The organism is Silvania sp. (assembly GCF_051656365.1).
GTDB classification, from domain to species: Bacteria; Pseudomonadota; Gammaproteobacteria; order Enterobacterales; family Enterobacteriaceae; genus Enterobacter; species Enterobacter hatchlandensis.
Genome location: NZ_JBOGBT010000094.1, coordinates 97,238 through 113,663 on the forward strand (window position 1 = coordinate 97,238; position 16,426 = coordinate 113,663).

Annotated in this window: 15 protein-coding genes and 1 pseudogene; 5 read left to right on the plus strand and 11 right to left on the minus strand. The window is 59.0% G+C overall.

The window, feature by feature from the left end:
- Window positions 1-35: 35 nt before the first annotated feature.
- On the plus strand, window positions 36-779 hold the full coding sequence (locus ACRDD5_RS18475) for a helix-turn-helix domain-containing protein (RefSeq protein ID WP_438677610.1): 744 nt from the start codon (window positions 36-38) through the stop codon (window positions 777-779).
- A gap of 47 nt (window positions 780-826) precedes the next feature.
- The gene (locus ACRDD5_RS18480) at window positions 827-1,471 is read left to right on the plus strand and encodes a LysE family translocator (RefSeq protein WP_438677611.1); all 645 of its coding nucleotides are present in this window, start codon (window positions 827-829) and stop codon (window positions 1,469-1,471) included.
- 85 nt (window positions 1,472-1,556) lie between these two features.
- Here ACRDD5_RS18480 and ACRDD5_RS18485 read toward each other — a convergent pair whose 3' ends face one another.
- A complete protein-coding gene (locus ACRDD5_RS18485; protein ID WP_271283174.1) occupies window positions 1,557-1,859 on the minus strand; it encodes a BrnA antitoxin family protein in 303 nt (100 codons plus the stop codon).
- Window positions 1,846-2,133 (minus strand): BrnT family toxin, encoded by a 288-nt coding sequence (locus tag ACRDD5_RS18490; protein ID WP_271283175.1) that lies wholly within the window; start codon window positions 2,131-2,133, stop codon window positions 1,846-1,848. Before ACRDD5_RS18490 ends, ACRDD5_RS18485 begins: the two co-directional genes overlap by 14 nt.
- A gap of 178 nt (window positions 2,134-2,311) precedes the next feature.
- Between ACRDD5_RS18490 and ACRDD5_RS18495 the strand changes: the two genes are divergently transcribed.
- Window positions 2,312-3,583, plus strand: a complete 1,272-nt coding sequence (locus ACRDD5_RS18495; RefSeq protein WP_438677612.1) for a DUF445 domain-containing protein — start codon at window positions 2,312-2,314, stop codon at window positions 3,581-3,583.
- Between the two features lie 28 nt (window positions 3,584-3,611).
- Here ACRDD5_RS18495 and ACRDD5_RS18500 read toward each other — a convergent pair whose 3' ends face one another.
- From ACRDD5_RS18500 to ACRDD5_RS18535, 8 genes and pseudogenes are all read right to left on the minus strand, one after another.
- Window positions 3,612-5,237 carry an alpha-glucoside-specific PTS transporter subunit IIBC gene (locus ACRDD5_RS18500; protein WP_438677613.1) on the minus strand — a complete coding sequence of 542 codons (1,626 nt, stop codon included), beginning with the start codon at window positions 5,235-5,237 and terminating at the stop codon, window positions 3,612-3,614.
- 40 nt (window positions 5,238-5,277) lie between these two features.
- Window positions 5,278-6,360, minus strand: a complete 1,083-nt coding sequence (gene bglB / locus ACRDD5_RS18505) for a beta-galactosidase BglB (RefSeq protein ID WP_438677614.1) — start codon at window positions 6,358-6,360, stop codon at window positions 5,278-5,280.
- Window positions 6,357-8,804, minus strand: a complete 2,448-nt coding sequence (locus ACRDD5_RS18510; RefSeq protein WP_438677615.1) for a hypothetical protein — start codon at window positions 8,802-8,804, stop codon at window positions 6,357-6,359. The genes bglB and ACRDD5_RS18510 overlap by 4 nt, the downstream gene beginning before the upstream one ends.
- A gap of 260 nt (window positions 8,805-9,064) precedes the next feature.
- Window positions 9,065-10,737: pseudogene (locus tag ACRDD5_RS18515) on the minus strand (hypothetical protein).
- A 70-nt stretch (window positions 10,738-10,807) separates the two neighbouring features.
- Window positions 10,808-11,875: a DUF2955 domain-containing protein gene (locus tag ACRDD5_RS18520; protein ID WP_271283181.1), complete on the minus strand. Its 1,068-nt coding sequence runs from the start codon at window positions 11,873-11,875 to the stop codon at window positions 10,808-10,810.
- A 2-nt stretch (window positions 11,876-11,877) separates the two neighbouring features.
- On the minus strand, window positions 11,878-12,945 hold the full coding sequence (locus ACRDD5_RS18525; protein ID WP_271283339.1) for an HlyD family secretion protein: 1,068 nt from the start codon (window positions 12,943-12,945) through the stop codon (window positions 11,878-11,880).
- On the minus strand, window positions 12,945-13,415 hold the full coding sequence (locus ACRDD5_RS18530) for a MarR family winged helix-turn-helix transcriptional regulator (RefSeq protein WP_438677616.1): 471 nt from the start codon (window positions 13,413-13,415) through the stop codon (window positions 12,945-12,947). The genes ACRDD5_RS18525 and ACRDD5_RS18530 overlap by 1 nt, the downstream gene beginning before the upstream one ends.
- Before the next feature lie 153 nt (window positions 13,416-13,568).
- Window positions 13,569-14,048 carry a carboxymuconolactone decarboxylase family protein gene (locus tag ACRDD5_RS18535; RefSeq protein WP_271283183.1) on the minus strand — a complete coding sequence of 160 codons (480 nt, stop codon included), beginning with the start codon at window positions 14,046-14,048 and terminating at the stop codon, window positions 13,569-13,571.
- A 100-nt stretch (window positions 14,049-14,148) separates the two neighbouring features.
- Between ACRDD5_RS18535 and ACRDD5_RS18540 the strand changes: the two genes are divergently transcribed.
- Both ACRDD5_RS18540 and nudI read left to right on the plus strand, forming a co-directional pair.
- Window positions 14,149-15,540: a PLP-dependent aminotransferase family protein gene (locus tag ACRDD5_RS18540; protein ID WP_438677617.1), complete on the plus strand. Its 1,392-nt coding sequence runs from the start codon at window positions 14,149-14,151 to the stop codon at window positions 15,538-15,540.
- Window positions 15,541-15,620: 80 nt separating this feature from the next.
- Entirely contained in the window at window positions 15,621-16,046 is a 426-nt protein-coding gene (gene nudI, locus ACRDD5_RS18545) for a nucleoside triphosphatase NudI (RefSeq protein ID WP_271283185.1), read from the plus strand.
- A 56-nt stretch (window positions 16,047-16,102) separates the two neighbouring features.
- Here nudI and ACRDD5_RS18550 read toward each other — a convergent pair whose 3' ends face one another.
- Complete coding sequence (locus tag ACRDD5_RS18550) at window positions 16,103-16,264, minus strand: DUF1127 domain-containing protein (protein WP_271268033.1); 162 nt, start codon at window positions 16,262-16,264, stop codon at window positions 16,103-16,105.
- Window positions 16,265-16,426: the final 162 nt, after the last annotated feature.

Below are 16,426 nucleotides of genomic sequence, written 5' to 3' on the forward strand. Positions count from 1 at the left end.
CTATAAGCACCTGTCCCCTCGCACAGGTAGCCACCATGACCTACACGCGCCACGTCAATCAGACCTTCCGTCGCCAGCCCGGCGTAGAGCTACGCAGCACCTGGCAAAGCACCCAGGCGTATAAACGCCACAGCCATGCGCAACTTTCCATTGGCGCCATCCTGGAGGGACAAACCTGCTGCACCTGCAACGGCGAGCCGTTCACCCTTTATCCTGGCGATCTGATTATCATCCCCGCGCATCTGCCGCACAGCTGTAACCCCGTTGCCGGGCAACCCCGCAGCTACCATATGCTGTATCTGGAGACTGACCTTCAGCCCGCTATGCAGGTGATCCGCAATGAGGCGCTGTTCCGCCAGTATCTGACGGTCGTTGAGACGCTGTCGCCCGAGGCGATCGGTGCCCTGCTGTCCGGGCTGGCAGCAAATAGCGCCCCGCCTGATGCCCTTCGTCCATCCAGCCTTGCCCTGTTGCAAACGTTACGCCACAGCCTGCAGGAACCGCCTTCTCTGGACGTTTTAGCCCGGCGCTTCTCGTTGCGCAAAGAGACGCTTATCAGAACCTTTAAACAGGATACCGGCCTGACGCCCGGCACCTTTCTGGCCATCTCCAGAGTAGAGTTCGCCAAAGCGCGCCTGCGTGCCGGGGATCTCATCGCAGACGTCAGTTACCAGAGCGGCTTTGCCGATCAGAGCCATTTCCATAAAACCTTTGTCAGCTACACGGCCGCTACCCCTCGCCAGTACGCCACCGGGCGATCAATATCCGACAATAATTAGCGCTCGCGTCGGCGTAGCCTGACCTCAGTTTTGCTGATGAGGTCACTATGGAACTGTTTACCACTCTCTTCCCGCCCGCTTTTTTGGCCCTCGCGCTGGCGCATTTTGTCGCCCTGCTCAGCCCCGGTCCGGATTTCTTTTTGCTGATGGGCTTCGCTGCCCGCCACCGCCTGCGCGGCAGCGCCGGGCTGTGCGTGGGGATCGCCGCGGGCAACGGATTCTACATTCTGCTGGTGATAGTGGGCTGGAGCGCGCTGCGCCAGTTCACACTGCTGTTCAGTGCTATTGAGTTGCTGGGCGCGTTGTACCTGCTGTGGATAGGCTGGCAACTGGTGCAAAGCCGGCCCACCACGCTCGCCGTTGAGCGCGCAGAAGCTGTCTGCCCCTCCTGGCGCAGGCAGCTCCTGCTCGGCCTGGGTTCCGCAGTGTTAAATCCGAAAAACGCGCTTTTTTATCTGGCGCTGGTGACCGCCCTGCTCGGCCCGGACGTCACGCTTCTTCAGCAGTCGGTAAGTGGGATCTGGATGGTGATGGTGGTGCTGGTATGGGATCTGGCGGTGGTGTCGTTGATTACCTTGCCCGCTGTGCAACAGCGCCTGAAATATTGCGTGTGGAAAATCGAACGCGCGGCAGGGGCGGTGCTGCTGATGTTTGGCGGCGGGATCTTATGGCGATTTTTGGCGCCACTCTAAGCGCAAAGGAAACGCCTGATGGCGCTGCGCTTATCAGGCCGGGGAATACAATCCGTAGCCCCGGTAAGCGCAGCGCCACCGGGAGTTAATTCTTGTTTTGATCGCGAAGCATCGCTTCGCGCAGGATGGCGTTAAGCCTGGTCTGATAGCCCTTTCCTGGCCTCTTCAGCCACTCCATGACATCAGCATCAATACGCACTGAGGCCTGCGTTTTTAAAGGGCGATAAAATTTGCCGCGCACCGCCTCGGACCAGGTTTCATCCATCGTTGCAGGGATATCGCTATAGTCGATGTCCTCATCAGGTTTATTTGCCAGCGCCTTGAGTTCTGCCTCACGTCTGGCGCTCATGACGGGTGCGTCGCCACGTTTATGTTTAACCACGCTCATAACGAATCCTCTCTCTTCTGTCTGCCTTACGTGCGCTGATGATGCGAATCACTTCATAGCCACTTTCAAAACGAATCGTGTGTGCAACCAAAATCACAGCGACGCCGCCCACAAGCCCGATACTTTGCCAGCGAAACTCACCGTTTTCGTATCGCTCCTGCAGGGATAAATGGTGAGGATCGTCAAAAATTAACACCGCATCCTCAAAGCGAACCCCGTGCTTTTGCAGATTACTTTTGGCCTTCCTGGTATCCCACTCAAACTCCGTTAGCATAGTGCACCCTCCCTGGATTGTATATACAAAAAAGAATATACAAATGCAGTGCAATACACACGCTACCCGCTGTAATTTCAATCAAAAATGGAATGCGGCTTCAGGAATAATCCACCTCTCGATGACACCCATACCTTATTTTTGCTTTTTCAACACACCTCCCTCTATCCTTAACCCTATGGAAAAACTCGCTGAACTCAAACGCGCCAAGCTGTTAGCGCTGTCGTTACTGCTGATTGCCGTCGCGACCTTTATCGTCACCCTCTTTTTGCCGCAAACCTTCTGGGTGCGTGGCGTGAAGGCCATTGCCGAGGCGGCGATGGTCGGTGCGCTGGCGGACTGGTTCGCCGTTGTCGCCCTGTTTCGCCGGGTGCCGATCCCGTTTATCTCGCGCCATACGGCGATTATTCCGCGTAATAAAGACCGGATTGGCGACAATCTTGGCCAGTTCGTGCAGGAGAAATTTCTCGATACCCAGTCGCTGGTCACGCTGATCCGCCGCCATGAACCGGCGCAGATGATCGGGACATGGTTTAGCCAGCCGGAAAACGCCCAGCGCGTCGGGCAGCATTTGATCCAGGTGATGAGCGGTTTTCTGGAGCTCACCGACGACGGGCGCATTCAGCAGCTGCTCAAGCGCGCGGTGCATAAGGCGATTGATAAGGTCGATCTCAGCCAAACCAGCGCGATCATGCTGGAGAGCATGACCAAAAATAACCGCCATCAGGTGCTGCTGGATGCGATCATCAACCGGCTGATCGACCTGATCCAGCGCGACAGCACCCGGGATTTTATCGCCGCGCAGATCGTCCACTGGCTGAAGACCGAGCACCCGAACAAATCAAAAATCCTGCCGACCGAATGGCTGGGGGATCAAAGCGCCGAGCTGGTGTCGGACGCCGTGAACACCCTGCTGGATGACATCAGCCACGACCGTACTCACCAGATCCGTCAGGCGTTCGATCGCGCGGTAATGAAGTTTATCGACAACCTGAAAAACGATCCGCAGACCGCCGAAAAAGCGGAAAACATTAAACACTACCTGAAAAATGACGAGGCCTTTAACCGCTATCTGGGCGAGATGTGGACCGATCTGCGCCAGTGGCTGAAGACGGATATGCAGAGCGACGACTCGCGGGTGAAGCAGCGCCTTGCCAATGCCGGGCTGTGGTTCGGCGAAACGCTGATTGCCGACGCCAGCCTGCGCGCCTCGTTCAACGAGCACCTGGAGCAGGCGGCGCACCGCGTGGCACCGGAGTTTGCCGCCTTCCTCACCCGCCACATCAGCGACACGGTAAAAGGCTGGGATGCGAAGGACATGTCCCAGCAAATTGAGCTGAACATCGGCAAGGATCTGCAGTTTATCCGCGTCAACGGCACGCTGGTGGGCGGCACCATCGGGCTGATTCTGTTCCTGCTGTCGCAACTCCCTGCCTTCCTGCAGGCATAAAAAACGGGGCATCATGCCCCGTTTTCCGTTAGCCCGCGGGTTGCGGTTCAGGGGCATCGCGCCCACGTTCCCGCTCGCGCATCACCTCGGCTTCGAAGAATTCCTTCACCACCGTCACCGACAGACCAATCACAATCTGCAGGTTATTGCCGCTGCGGATTGTCCCCAGCGCACCGGCAGCTTTTAGCGCGTGGTCGTCCAGCACCCGGGACGGATCGTTCACCACCAGCCGCAGACGGGTCTGGCAGTTGCTGATCACATCCACGTTATCCGCACCGCCGACGCAGTTCAGGATGGCGATCGCTTTCTCGCGATCCGGCTGGACGCCCGCCGCTTTTTTATCCCGATAATCCTGCTTCGAATACAGACGCACCTCGGCTTCATCCGGATTGCGCCCCGGGGTCATGATGTTGTAGCGCAGGATCACGAAACGGAAGACAAAGAAGTTGATCGCCGCAAAGGTCAGACCGATCGCAATGTGGATCCAGATCAGGTTGGCGTGGTTCTGGGCGTAGAACACCCAATTAAAGAGGATCATGTCGTTCAAGCCGCCGCCCATAAAGCCGACCACCCCCGCCATATACAGCACCATACAGAGTACCGCCCCCACCAGCGCGTTCAGGGCAAACAGCAGCGGTGAAATAAACAGATAGGTAAACTCGATAGGTTCGGTGATCCCCACTGTGACCGCGGTGATGATCGCCGGGAAAATCAGCGCCGCCACTTTACGCTTCTGATCTTTATGCGCGGTGGAGTACATCGCCAGCCCCGCCCCGATGGAGCAGAACACGCAGATGTTACCTTCCAGACTATAGCCCCCCGCCGGGAACTGCTCTTTCAGCGGGATCGGCGAGGCGGCAAACTGCGCCACGTGCTCAATCCAGTAGGTGTACAGTCCGCCATCCACCACCGCAGGGCCAAAATAGAACGGGAAGTAGACGAAGCGGTGCAGGCCCGTCGGCACCAGGAAGTGATTAATGAAGGTGAAAATCCCCATCCCCGGCACGCCCGCGCCAATGTAGAAGGTCTGCATGGCGTTAATGCCCAGCTGCACTTTCGGCCACAGCAGGCAGGTCAGCCACGCCAGCGGCAGCATCAGGAAGAAGGCGATGATAAACACCAGCGCCATCCCCTGGAAGATGGACAGGTAATCGTGCAGTTTCTTCTCGAAGAAGCGGTTGTGGATCCAGGTGACGATCCCCCCCACCAGCAGGGAGAAGACAATGCTGGTATCCAGGGTTTTGATGCCGCCGATCATCGTCAGGCCGCTCTCTTTGCCAATCTCCTGGCTAAAGTCGACGCCGAAATCTGGCCCCCAGAAGGTCAGAATACTGCTGGTGAAGTAGTTAAAGGCCATATAGGCGAAAAAGGCCACCAGCGCCGCGCGCGCCTGGGCCGATCGCGCCAGCCCGATCGGCAATGCCATGCAGAACAGCAGCGGGAAGTTGCGGAATATGGTCCAGCCACCGGACTTCAGGATGGTCATTACCTTATAAAAATTAGACTCCGGACTGGCCAGCGATCCCATGATCTCCGGCATGGTCAGAATATTGGTGACGGCCAGCAGCAAACCGGTAAACGGCAGGAAGGCTATTGGCACCGCCATCGCACCGCCAAACGTCTGGAAGGCGCCCATGAGGTTGAGTTTTTTCACTTATTATTATCTCCGCTATCATCGTTCAGAAAGGATCACGTCACTGCGTTGTACCCAGCCAGTTACCCTGCTCCACCTCCAGCAGGAGCAGCATGGTTAACGCCTGAGCGTAAGGAACAGGGGCCATGGCGATATCGCAGTAATACTGAATATCCCAGCCCAGCATGGTGCCGCGCGACGCTTCAAGGACAATGCCCCCGTCGTCGATCCGCGCCAGCACAGCGTCAAACGCCCGCAGCGCATGTGCGGCCACGTCGTCATCAAGAATGCCCATCCGCACGCCACGCAGCATGCCCCAGGCGATCCCCGCCGTGGCAGACGACTCCTGCGGCGAGAGCGGATCGTCGAGCACGGTGTGCCACATGCCGTTGTCGGCCTGACACCCGCACAGGGTGCGAACCTGACGAGCAACCACCTGCGACAGATAGCGGCGGATCCCCGCATCCAGGTGTTCACCCATCAGTTCAATAAACTCAGGAATAGCAACCGTGACCCACGCGTTGCCGCGCGCCCAGAACGCCCCCGCAAAGTGGTGCTTATCCACAAACGTCCAGCCGTGATACCAGAGCCCGCTGGCCGGATCGCTTAAGTAGCGGGTATGCAGCAAAAACTGATACCCCGCCTCATCAATCAGATCCCGGCGCTTAAGCACAATCCCCGCCACGCCGAGGAACAGGCAGGTCATAAACAGGGTGTCATCCCACAGCTGACCGGTGTTAGGCTGCTCTTTCACCACGTGCTGAAAACCGCCCTCTTCGGTTCTGGGCAGGTCTTGCAGCAGCGCGTCGGCCCAGTCGTTGACCGTCGCCAGCAGGTCCGGGCGCTGATGGTGCCCGGCGACCAGCGCCAGAGCGATCATCGGCGCGGTGGTGTTGATCTGAATTTCCGGCAGCCCTTTGGCGATCTGCTGCTCATACCATTCGAGGATCGACTGCTGCAGGGCCGCATCCTGGCAAAACTGCGCATAGCGCCAGAAGCCGTACAACCCCACGCCAATCTCCCACTCCCACTCTTCAAAGTGGATCGCAAATCCGTCGCCTGTGCCGACCTCGTTCAGGTTCTTCAGGCGGCAAAAGCCCCGCACCACGCGATCCAGCGTGCTCATTGTCTCTTCCCTGATCATCCCTTCACTCCTGTGTGTTCCACCCGCAGTTCACCGTCTTTCAGCGCCGGGAACGGGTGGTGGGTCCCGGCCATATCGATTGCCATCTCGTCGCCCGACGCGGCATCGCTCACCCAGGCCTTCTGCCGGGCCGGATCAAGATGGAAGGTCAGCGCCGCGATGCGGGTACAGAAGGCAGCGAAGGCCGCGTCATCGCCCTCCCCGGCGTCGAGATACCACGCCACCTGACGCCCCATCGCCCGGCACTCGCTTCCGGCGGTTAATCCTTGCGTTATCGCCTGCAGCGGTGCAGTGCAAAGCACCGCCGCAAAGGCGTGACCGGCGCGCACAATCCGCCCGGCCTCCAGAGAAATGACACAGTCGAAAGCTTCAACGGGGAGATGAAGATGGGTCCACGGCAGGGGGTCGCCCGCAATGTCCCACAGCAGCATGGCGCGATTTTCGGCCTGCACCACGCGGGGCATCACGGCGTTTCCGGCCCAGAATGAGGGGCGTTTTTCCCCACCCGGCTCCGCTTCGCCAGGATGGTTAATCCAGATTTTGGCGTCAAAACGCGAGGCAAACTGCAGATCGACCAGGTGCTGTTGATGGCCCGCCTCGCCGGTGTGGTGATCGACGCAGGAGGACAAACTCACCCCTGGCGCTTTCCACACCACGATGTTGCCGCCGCCGCAGCGGTACCAGGCCGACAGCGCCCCGTGGGTGAGATGCGCAGACTGCGCCGCCTGTGCAGGCGGGACGTAATCGCTGGCGCAAAACAGCGGCAGCGACGCACATTTACGGTTATAGCCGCCCTGGCCCCAGGCCACGGTGCCGTAGGCAGACAGCTCGGTCAGACTCCCGGCCAGCAGCTCTTTTTCATACACCCGGCCCATGGTGCCCGCCGCCACGCCGTGCTGATAGTGCAGCGCGCTTTGCAGCATCAGGCGGTCGATCAGCCCGCGCGCCCTCTCGCGGATAACCGCGTGTTCCGCCATCTGATACAGAGCGAAGAGGCCGATGTAATCCACCGGGTAATAGGGGGCGGAGTTCCACTCGACAAAGCCGTGAACCTCGATGGCGTCGAACCACTGCATCAGGCGCGCGTGCGCGATGTTCTGCTGCTCACGCCCGCTGCGCCCGGAGGCGATAAAACGCTCCTGTGGGAAAAACTGCCCGGCCAGGTACTGGGCGGTGTGGAAGCACAGGGCGTGGTTTTCACTCCAGAACCACATCACGTCGCAGCCCGGCTCGTCCAGCCAGTAGCGATAGCCCAGCAGGGTTGATTTCACCCGCCGCCACAGGGTCGGCGGGAAATGCTCCCCCTGGTGATAGCGCCAGATCCACAGCAGCGGCACCAGCGAAAAGTCAGAGCAGTCTTCCCGGGCGCTGATGCGTTTCAGGGTGCTTTGCAATAAGCGCTCGCACGCCGGGCCAGTATCGCCCAGATGCAGCATCGCCAGCAGGCGCCCGGTACGGTCCATGCCGTGCCGGGCGGTATAGCGCAACGCTTCCTGCTTGCGCCCGGCCAGCGTATCGGCACTCGCCTTAACCGGCGCATCCGGCATGACGTTAACGCCCAGGTAACGGGTCAACGTTATTCCGGCCCGGGTCAGGGTCAGGCGCAGCTGGTAGTGCGCTTCGCCCGTTTCCGGCGGCAACGGCAGCGACAGCGCCGTAGTACCGGCCTCCACCGCGCCAAAATCAAGCTGCAGGGCCGTGAAATTATCGTTGCCCATGCCGTGCAGTTCACCCCCGCAGACGAGGTCGTCCGGCGCAGGTTCATTGCAGCGCACCCGCACGGTATGGTTGAACGCGGCGAGTTCCGGGCGCAGGCCGCCCGCAAACTGGTTCAGGATATTAACCGCCGTCCCGTCAACGTCCGGCAAGGCGACACCCAGCGCAGGCGTATCCAGATAGATCATCTGCAGGGCAAAGATAGTGTCGCGTTCAAACAGTTCGTCCAGATGGATCAGCAGGCGGTTCTGTCCGGCATTGAGCGGCAGTTTGACCTCGATCGGCTGCATCTGATTGCGGGTAAACGGCGTAAAGCAGACGATCGGCTGGCCCTGATTCCAGATCCGCACCCCGCCGCAGGTGGCAAGTCGAAAGCGAAACTCGCCCGCGTCAGGGGCATAAAGATCGACCGTCAGCCAGCGCTGAACGTGGAAGGCGACGTGGCGAAAGTCAGAGAAAGAGACGGTATCGCTCTCGCCCGTGAAGGTGACGTCATGGCAGGGCAAAGCCTGAAGGGGATCAACGGCACGCCGGGCGTGGGTCTCGCGAAACACCCGACGGCAAAAGGACGCCTCCTTCGGCCCAGCGCCGTTGCGAAAGTGGTAATCGATCGCCGGATCCGTCGCTTCACCGGTATAGAACTCGGCAAACCGCTCCGCTTTTGCCGCTGAAAACAGAAAACGCGTCAGCGCGTCGCCCTGTGATAACTGCCAGTCACCCTGTGACATAGTTTCCTCTTCTTGCGTGGAACTAATACATTGCGGCGATATCATCAGCGGGTTTGATAGATGTGGCGAGTAGCCATTTTTAGGGATAAGTGGGAATTGCCCGGCGACTCACAAACCGCCAGCGCAGGCAGGGTGCGGCGTGACGGGCATCACATTGCGCCTGAAGGGAATCCGTAAGGATGTGACGCAGATCACCTGGCGGCTGACGGGTAAAAAAATAGCGTGATCGGCATCACGCTATACGGGTCTTGCGGGGCGAATTAGCCTTTCAGGGTTTTCAGCTCATCGCTCAGGCTGTCCGCCAGGGCGCGGACGCGCGAGGGATCGAATAACACGTGCAGGCCGGGTGAGGCATCCACGTGCTTCGCGCAGTAGTCTTCCATCTCGGCGGCGCTGCGATACAGCTCCTGAATGTTAATCTGGCAAATCTCGCGCATGCTCCAGCTGTTCTCCACTTCCCGGGCAAAACGCAGGGTGAAAAACGCTTTCTGCGCGTGCAGGAAAAGATGGCAGTACAGGGCAAACCCCTGCCACTCCTCGAGCCAGCGCTGGTGCAGGGCATGCGGGAAGTCGGCGGTTCGGGCAAACGCCAGCGCCTCTTCGCGCAGGGCCGATGAGGCTTCGCGGGCCTCGTCTTTCTCTTTCGCAATCCGCGACAGGCAGGCGGCAGAGGTCTCTACGTCGCTGGCGTTGAAGAAGATATCCCGCTCGGAACCGGGGAGCCAGTGGGTGCGGTTTAGCTGTCCGTACAGGCTCCATACCGCCTGGCCGTAGCTTTCCGGTACCTGGCTGTGGCGGTGGAACACGTGATCGCGCACGTAAATCGCGCTGTACAGCACCTGGCCGGCCTGCTCCAGCAGCGCGCTAAAGCGGGCAAAGACCTCCGGCTCCGGGTGCCAGCCGTAGCATTCATCCAGCCAGTACATCAGCAGCTGTGCCTGGGAAAGGTGCACTCCATCGCTGGCCAGCATCCGACTGCAGGCCAGCAAATTGCACTCGCTGAGGGTGCCCATGATCCAGTGGTTATCCACCCCTTCCCAGCTGGTTTTGCATACCGCCCCGCGGATCGCCGGATTGCTGCGACACCACAGCAGCCGCCCCTGCAGCTCATCAATGCGCGGGAACGGGAAAATGCCCCAGCCCACCTCTTCGCCCACCAGATCGATATCGGCCCACACTTCACGCTCCTGAACCGCCAGCAGCGCCGGATTGTTCGGGAATGAGGGCCAGAAGCGCTCCGGGGTAAGCTTAATCGAGACGCTGACGCTTTCAGGCAGCGGGCGAATGGCCTCCAGCACGTTGCCCAGATCGTGATTCCCGGCCGGGAACACGCGCAGCACCAGGTGTTTATTCTCGTTTTGCATCGCGCGAGACAGGGCGTTAAAGCAGCGACTGTAGAGCGTCAGGCTGCGTTCATCCCGGGGGGAGAAACTCATCGCATCGGCGGGGACAGCTCCCAGTTCGGGCGCGAAATGGGCAGCAGGCCGTCGGTATTGGAAATGGCGATCAGCAGCCCGCTCAGTGCCGGAATGCGCTGGCAAATCAGCGACACCTTGGCGGCAAGATAGCCGCACCAGAAATCGACGTCGAAGCGGACTCCCTGCCCCGGTTCAAACAGGTGCGGGTGCGCCAGCAGCAGGTCGGTCGGGAAGTTAAACTCCTTCGCCTGCAGATAAAAACGCAGCCCTTTTTGCTGGCACAACGCCCCCAACCGGTTGAGATAAACGCAACGGGCGCGCTGCTGGCTGGAGAGGCGGTCGTTATAGTGGTGCGGCGTATAGCCTTTGGGCGAAACCAGCATGTCGAACAGTGCGACCTGCCCGACAATCACGGTGTTAAAGTCATGCGCGACGGCGTATTCCACCAGCTCACAGGCCTTGTCCCAGTTCCAGTAAGCCTGATTATTTAACTCCAGCGCCCGCGTCTGCCACATTCCCTTTATCCTTGTCATCGCCCAATTTAACGAGCGACAGTGATATCACAGAATGCAGAAAATGTGTGCGTTACTGTTCGCGAATGACGTAGCGCGTCGGGGCAAAGCAGTTGAGGATCAGGTGCATCACAAACACCAGCGTCAGGGTCGCCACCAGCGCCACCGTCACCGAGACGATGCGGTACAGATCGCTGAAAATCAGGTCCCCGTCCGGGTGCATATTCTGGCCGAACATGATCCCGATGGTGGTAATACTGGCGAACCCGACCCCGGCTCCGACCTTCTCCATTACGTGCAGCCGGGCGCCAAACGCCAGCCCGAGGCCAATCAGCGGCATCATCAGCAGCATGTGACTGCTGTGATTGTACAGCACCATTTGCACCAGCAGGATGTACAGGCAGCCGATCACCACCCCGACCACGCGCCACAGGGAACTCAGCACCGCCCCGCGATAATGCATCGGAAAGAGGATCAGGATCCCGGCCATCAGCGCCGACAGGGAATCACTGAGATCGCTTATCTGGAACACCACAAAGATCACCGTCGCCACCGTGCCGGAGAGCAGCGACTCATGGCGCACGCGGGCGGCGTCTTTCTCCAGCCTCGGCGGGGGCTTGCGCGGCTCCACGTCCGGCAGCAGATAGTGCATCAGCGCGCTCAGGCACACCGCCATCACGCTGGCTTCGATGTTCGAAAACAGCAGCGTGTGCCAGTTAGTGGTGGGGTAGCTCATAAAGTTGAGCATCGTGCTCTGGCACACCACCCCCATTGAGCCAAACAGGAACAGCGGCCCCTGGCTCATAAAGCGAAAACGGATCACATACAGGCCGAACACCACGAGGGTCATGATCAGTGGCCACTGCGCCAGATAGCCGATAATAAACACCATTTCGACGCAATTCAGCGCCGAACTGAACACGAATTGCTTAGCAACGTGGCGATTAAACACCGGCACCAGTGACAGGAGCATGATCGGGTAGATGACAAAAAAGACGCCGTAGCTGGTGTTGTAAAACGTCGACACGCTCAGGGCGATCATCCCGGCAAACACGATACGCAACGTCTGGCGAAAATCGTTAGCCGTATAGACGATATTGCCGTGCGGGGTAAAGACCCGCGCGAGAGTATTAATAGACATGATCAGTACACATAGTGCAGCAGGCTGACGAGGTGGATCTGCATCCCGGAGAAGAACCGGGCAAACGGACCTTCGCTGTTATACAGCTGCACGGTGGCGCGTGCGCCGGTTGGGAGCTGCTTCGGCAGCGGCTCGTCGAGCGCCACGTGTATGCGCATCCGCTGCGCATCCCGCACCCAGCGGTTAGAGCTTTCCGGTTCAGACAGCTCGCCGTTTACTGCCTCCTGCCCCGCCAGAATACCGGCATCGCTGCTGGTGACGTGGGCGCGGAACACGTGTCCCGGGAAGGCATCAAACACCACCGCGGCATCAGTGCCCTGGCGGGTGTGGCGCAGGCTCTTCTCGCGGAAGTCGGCGACGATATCGCTCTGGTTATTCACCAGCGCCAGCGACGCGGTGCCGGAGGTGGCATAAAACCCTGGGCTTAACTGCACGTTGCTGACCGTGCCGTCCGCCTCGGCATACACTTTCGTCCAGCCGAGATTCAGCTCCGCTTCGTCCAGCGCATTGCGGTACTTCTGCAGGGTCACGTTGTGCGTTTCGTCGCGCTGGCCGCGCTCAATGCGCAGCTGGTGGATGTTGGCATCCAGATTCGCCACCGACTGCTCGCTGCTCTGCCAGGTGGTGCGCACTTTATCCAGATCCGCCTGCGAGACGTTCTGCAGGGTGCTCAATTTCTGGTAACGGTCAAAGGTGACTTTATCGTTGCGGGCGGTGAGCTGGGCGGTCTTCAGGCTGGCCTGGGCGGCCGCAATCTGGGCGTCGAGCTGCTGGTTGGAGAGCCGCGCCTGCTCCAGCGCAATCTGCGCCGCTTCGACTTTGTTGCGATACGGCGTCGGGTCGAGCTCAAACAGCAGATCGCCCCTCTTCACCTGGCTGTTGTTGTGCACATGCACCGCCGCCACATAGCCGGACACGCGCGCCGAAACGGGCGTCACCACGCGCATCACCGTGGAGTCCGGCGTCAGCGGGATCCAGATGTCAGCGACGATAAAATAGACAAACATCAGCAGGAAAGAGGCAATACTCACCCTTACCCAGCGGGCAAACTTTTGTTCAGGGGTCATGATTATGGGGTCTTGTTATCTTCTTCGCGGATTGTCCGCAAGTTGCAGGCGATTTGATTCAAAGTGGCGCTGAAAATCTCGAGATGCGCCGGGGCGATATTCTGCGATACGCGCTCCTGGAACGTTTCGATAACCTGGGTCAGCGTTTTCAGCACCGCGTTACCTTCGGGCGTGAGCGTTAACAGCCGGATGCGCTTGTCATAAGGCGATGTGGTGCGCAGCAGATAGCCCTGCTTTTCCAGCTGTGCGAGGGTGCGCATCAGCGGCGGCAGTTCAATGCCCTGCACCTCCGCCAGTTCGCTCACCGAGACGTTATCCCCCAGCTGTTTGAGCTGCATCATCACCGTCCAGCTCGACTGGGTTAACCCGGTCTCGAGAATGGCGTCGTCAATCACCGCACGCCACTGGCGCACAATCATTGCCATGCGCATCCCCATTGGGCGACGGCAGAACAGATCCTTTTCATTATTCATGGGGGAAACCTCGCTTCACACCCTGAGAAGATAATAGTTATCAGGGTAAGTATCAAGAAACAAGGTGGTAAAGAGCAGGAATTGCGAAATGAAGGAAAACACTCGTGGTGCTTTTGTCGCCCGACAGCCTGCGCCGCCGGGCATGGTGCGATGTTACTCCAGGTTCGCCTTGTTCAGACCGTAGGCAGCATCCAGTGAACCTGGGGCCATGCGGGAGGTAATGCCTAAACGGTTCCAGGCGTTGATCGCCACAACCACGAAGTTCAGCTCGGCAATCTCAGTCTCGGAAAAATGTTCCGCCACGCAGCGGTACACTTCATCACTGACCCCTTCGGCGGTGATGTGGGTCAGCGCTTCGGCGAAGGTCAGCGCAGCGCGCTCGCGGGCGCTGAACAGCGGCGACTCACGCCATACCGACAGGTGATAAATACGCAGCTCGCGCTCGCCGGCGATTTTCGCCTCTTTAGCGTGCATATCCAGGCAGAATGTACAGCCGTTCAGCTGGGATACGCGAATGTCGATCAGGTGCTTCAGACCCGGCTCGATGGACGTTTTGCCGATAGCCATGCTCAGGTCGGACAGCGATTTAACCAGGGCCGGAGTGATTTTGTGATGGTTTACGCGGGTGCTCATTGTCTTTCCTCTTTGGTGCGTCAGGGATGTTGCGATGGGTGTAAACTACCCGAGTAATGACATAGTAAAAAGACACAAAAACACCTAAACGAGGTAGGACATGAAACCGGGTTATCACGCGATTTATTCCCGCTACCGGGACAACATCACCCGCGGCGTACTGAAACCCGGCGACAAAGTGCCTGCCATTCGCGTGCTGGCGGAAGAGCTGAAGGTGGCGCGCAAAACCGTCGAAACGGCGTATGCCATTCTCACCGGCGAGGGCTATCTGGTGAGCCAGGGGGCGCGCGGCACGCGGGTAAACCCGGATTTAAACCTCTCCGTTATCCAGGCCCCTGCGGCCGATCAGGTTACGGGCCAGCTTCCGCTCACGCTTGCCAGCCAGCGTGAACGGTCGGGCTTTTTGCGCCCCGGTATTCCGGCGCTGGACAGCTTTCCGTATAAGAAGTGGCTGTTGCTGGCGGGCCAGGCGGTGCGCGCCATGCGTCAGGAGGAGATGCTCAACCCACCGGTGATGGGCTGGGCTCCCCTGCGTCAGGCAATTGCCAGCTACCTGAACATCTCGCGCGGGTTGTCGTGTCATGCCGACCAGGTGCTGATCACCAGCGGTTACAGCGGCAGCCTGCGCCTGATCCTCGATACGCTCGCCACCCACAAAGATAAAGTGGTGTTTGAAGATCCGGGCTATTTTATGGGCCAGCAGCTGCTGCGCCGGATCGTGACCCGCCTGCACACCGTGCCGGTGGACCGCGCGGGAATTGACACCGACTATCTGCTGCACCACCACGCCGACGCCCGCTTTGCCATTGTCACCCCGTCGCACCAGAGCCCGCTGGCGGTCACGCTGTCGCTGCCGCGCAGGCAGCAGTTGCTCGACTGGGCCGGACAAAACGAGGCGTGGATCATCGAAGACGACTACGACGGCGAGTTTCACTACACCCGCAAGGTGCTGCCGTCGCTGAAAAGCCTCGATCGTCACGATCGGGTGATCTACATGGGAACCTTCAGCAAAACCGTGATGCCGTCGCTGCGCCTGGGCTATGTGGTGATGCCCGCCAGCACCGTGTCGGCATTTACCGACTGCGCCGACATGCTGGCCAGCGGCCAGCCGGTGCTGACGCAGAAGATCCTCACCGCCTTTCTCAACGACGGGCATTTCTTCCGTCATCTGAAAAAGATGCGCGCCCTGTATCAACAGCGACGCGACTGGATGATTGCCGCTCTGCACGCGGTCTACGGGGACCGATTTTTCACCGAGCAAAACGATGGCGGGATGCACATCGTGGCGTTTCTCACCCGGGGCAGCTGCGACCGGGAGATCGCCCACTGCTGGCAACAGCAGCAATTGCAGGTGAACGCGCTATCGGCCTGGTACAGCGGCTCGGGCAAGCGCTACGGCCTGGTGATGGGGTACAACAATGTACGCAGCTATGATGAGGCGGTTGCGCTGCTCACCCGCCCGAAGGCAAAAACCTGCGAGCTTCTTGCCTGACCGCCAACAGATTTAGCCTTACAGAATTCATGGTGATAGGATTGGCTAACCCAAAAAAGCCAAAAAGCGAAGGAAATAAGATGCGCCAGAGAGTCATCGTGTGCCCCGTAATACAAAATGAAGGCGAGTATTTACTGTGTAAAATGGCTGCCGATCGTGGCGTTTTCCCGGGACAGTGGGCACTGTCAGGCGGGGGAATGGAACCGGGTGAGTCGATGGAAACTGCGCTCAGGCGCGAAATCCGGGAAGAGCTAGGCGAGGAACTGGACATTACAGAGATTAAGCCATGGGCTTTTCGGGATGACACCCGGATTAAAACCTATCCGGATGGCACCACCGAAGAGATCTACATGATTTATCTTATCTTTGACTGCATCAGCGCTAACCGGGATATAACCTTTAACGAGGAGTTTCAGGCGATCGCCTGGGTGTCGCCTGAGTCGTTAAAAGAGATGGATTTGAACGAAGCGACCCGGATTACGTTTGCCCAGAAAGGGCTCCTTTAGCCGTTCGCCGGGTGGCTGTTGCGCCCTACCCGGCCTACAAAACCCTTCGCGATACCTTACACATCAAATCGTGACAACCCGACATCCTTGAGCTGCTCATCGCTCATGCGGCTCAGAATGCGGCGCGTGCGGTTGATGCGATACCACTTTTTCACGGCGCGTCCGGTCCATATAAACAGGGCAAACGGGCGTCTGGCGCGGTTCTCGTTAAATTCCATGATGCTCTCCTCATCGTCTCAGTGCGGTTATCATCATGGAAATCGGGGTCGACAATACAGATTCAAAAACAACTTTTGTTTAACATACAGATCCGCTAAAACAGTATCTGAATGCCGTTTCTCGCCGGCATCTGTACTGGTTATTCGATCTGTATGGTGAAA

Excerpts from the sequence above, each read along its gene's own strand:
- ACRDD5_RS18550 (WP_271268033.1), bottom strand. The coding sequence starts at position 16,264 with ATGGAATTTAACGAGAACCGCGCCAGACGCCCGTTTGCCCTGTTTATA.
- ACRDD5_RS18520 (WP_271283181.1), bottom strand. The coding sequence starts at position 11,875 with ATGTCTATTAATACTCTCGCGCGGGTCTTTACCCCGCACGGCAATATC.
- ACRDD5_RS18480 (WP_438677611.1), top strand. The coding sequence starts at position 827 with ATGGAACTGTTTACCACTCTCTTCCCGCCCGCTTTTTTGGCCCTCGCG.
- ACRDD5_RS18485 (WP_271283174.1), bottom strand. The coding sequence starts at position 1,859 with ATGAGCGTGGTTAAACATAAACGTGGCGACGCACCCGTCATGAGCGCC.
- bglB (WP_438677614.1), bottom strand. The coding sequence starts at position 6,360 with ATGATCAGGGAAGAGACAATGAGCACGCTGGATCGCGTGGTGCGGGGC.
- ACRDD5_RS18510 (WP_438677615.1), bottom strand. The coding sequence starts at position 8,804 with ATGTCACAGGGTGACTGGCAGTTATCACAGGGCGACGCGCTGACGCGT.
- ACRDD5_RS18495 (WP_438677612.1), top strand. The coding sequence starts at position 2,312 with ATGGAAAAACTCGCTGAACTCAAACGCGCCAAGCTGTTAGCGCTGTCG.
- ACRDD5_RS18530 (WP_438677616.1), bottom strand. The coding sequence starts at position 13,415 with ATGAATAATGAAAAGGATCTGTTCTGCCGTCGCCCAATGGGGATGCGC.
- ACRDD5_RS18475 (WP_438677610.1), top strand. The coding sequence starts at position 36 with ATGACCTACACGCGCCACGTCAATCAGACCTTCCGTCGCCAGCCCGGC.
- ACRDD5_RS18540 (WP_438677617.1), top strand. The coding sequence starts at position 14,149 with ATGAAACCGGGTTATCACGCGATTTATTCCCGCTACCGGGACAACATC.
- ACRDD5_RS18490 (WP_271283175.1), bottom strand. The coding sequence starts at position 2,133 with ATGCTAACGGAGTTTGAGTGGGATACCAGGAAGGCCAAAAGTAATCTG.
- ACRDD5_RS18535 (WP_271283183.1), bottom strand. The coding sequence starts at position 14,048 with ATGAGCACCCGCGTAAACCATCACAAAATCACTCCGGCCCTGGTTAAA.
- nudI (WP_271283185.1), top strand. The coding sequence starts at position 15,621 with ATGCGCCAGAGAGTCATCGTGTGCCCCGTAATACAAAATGAAGGCGAG.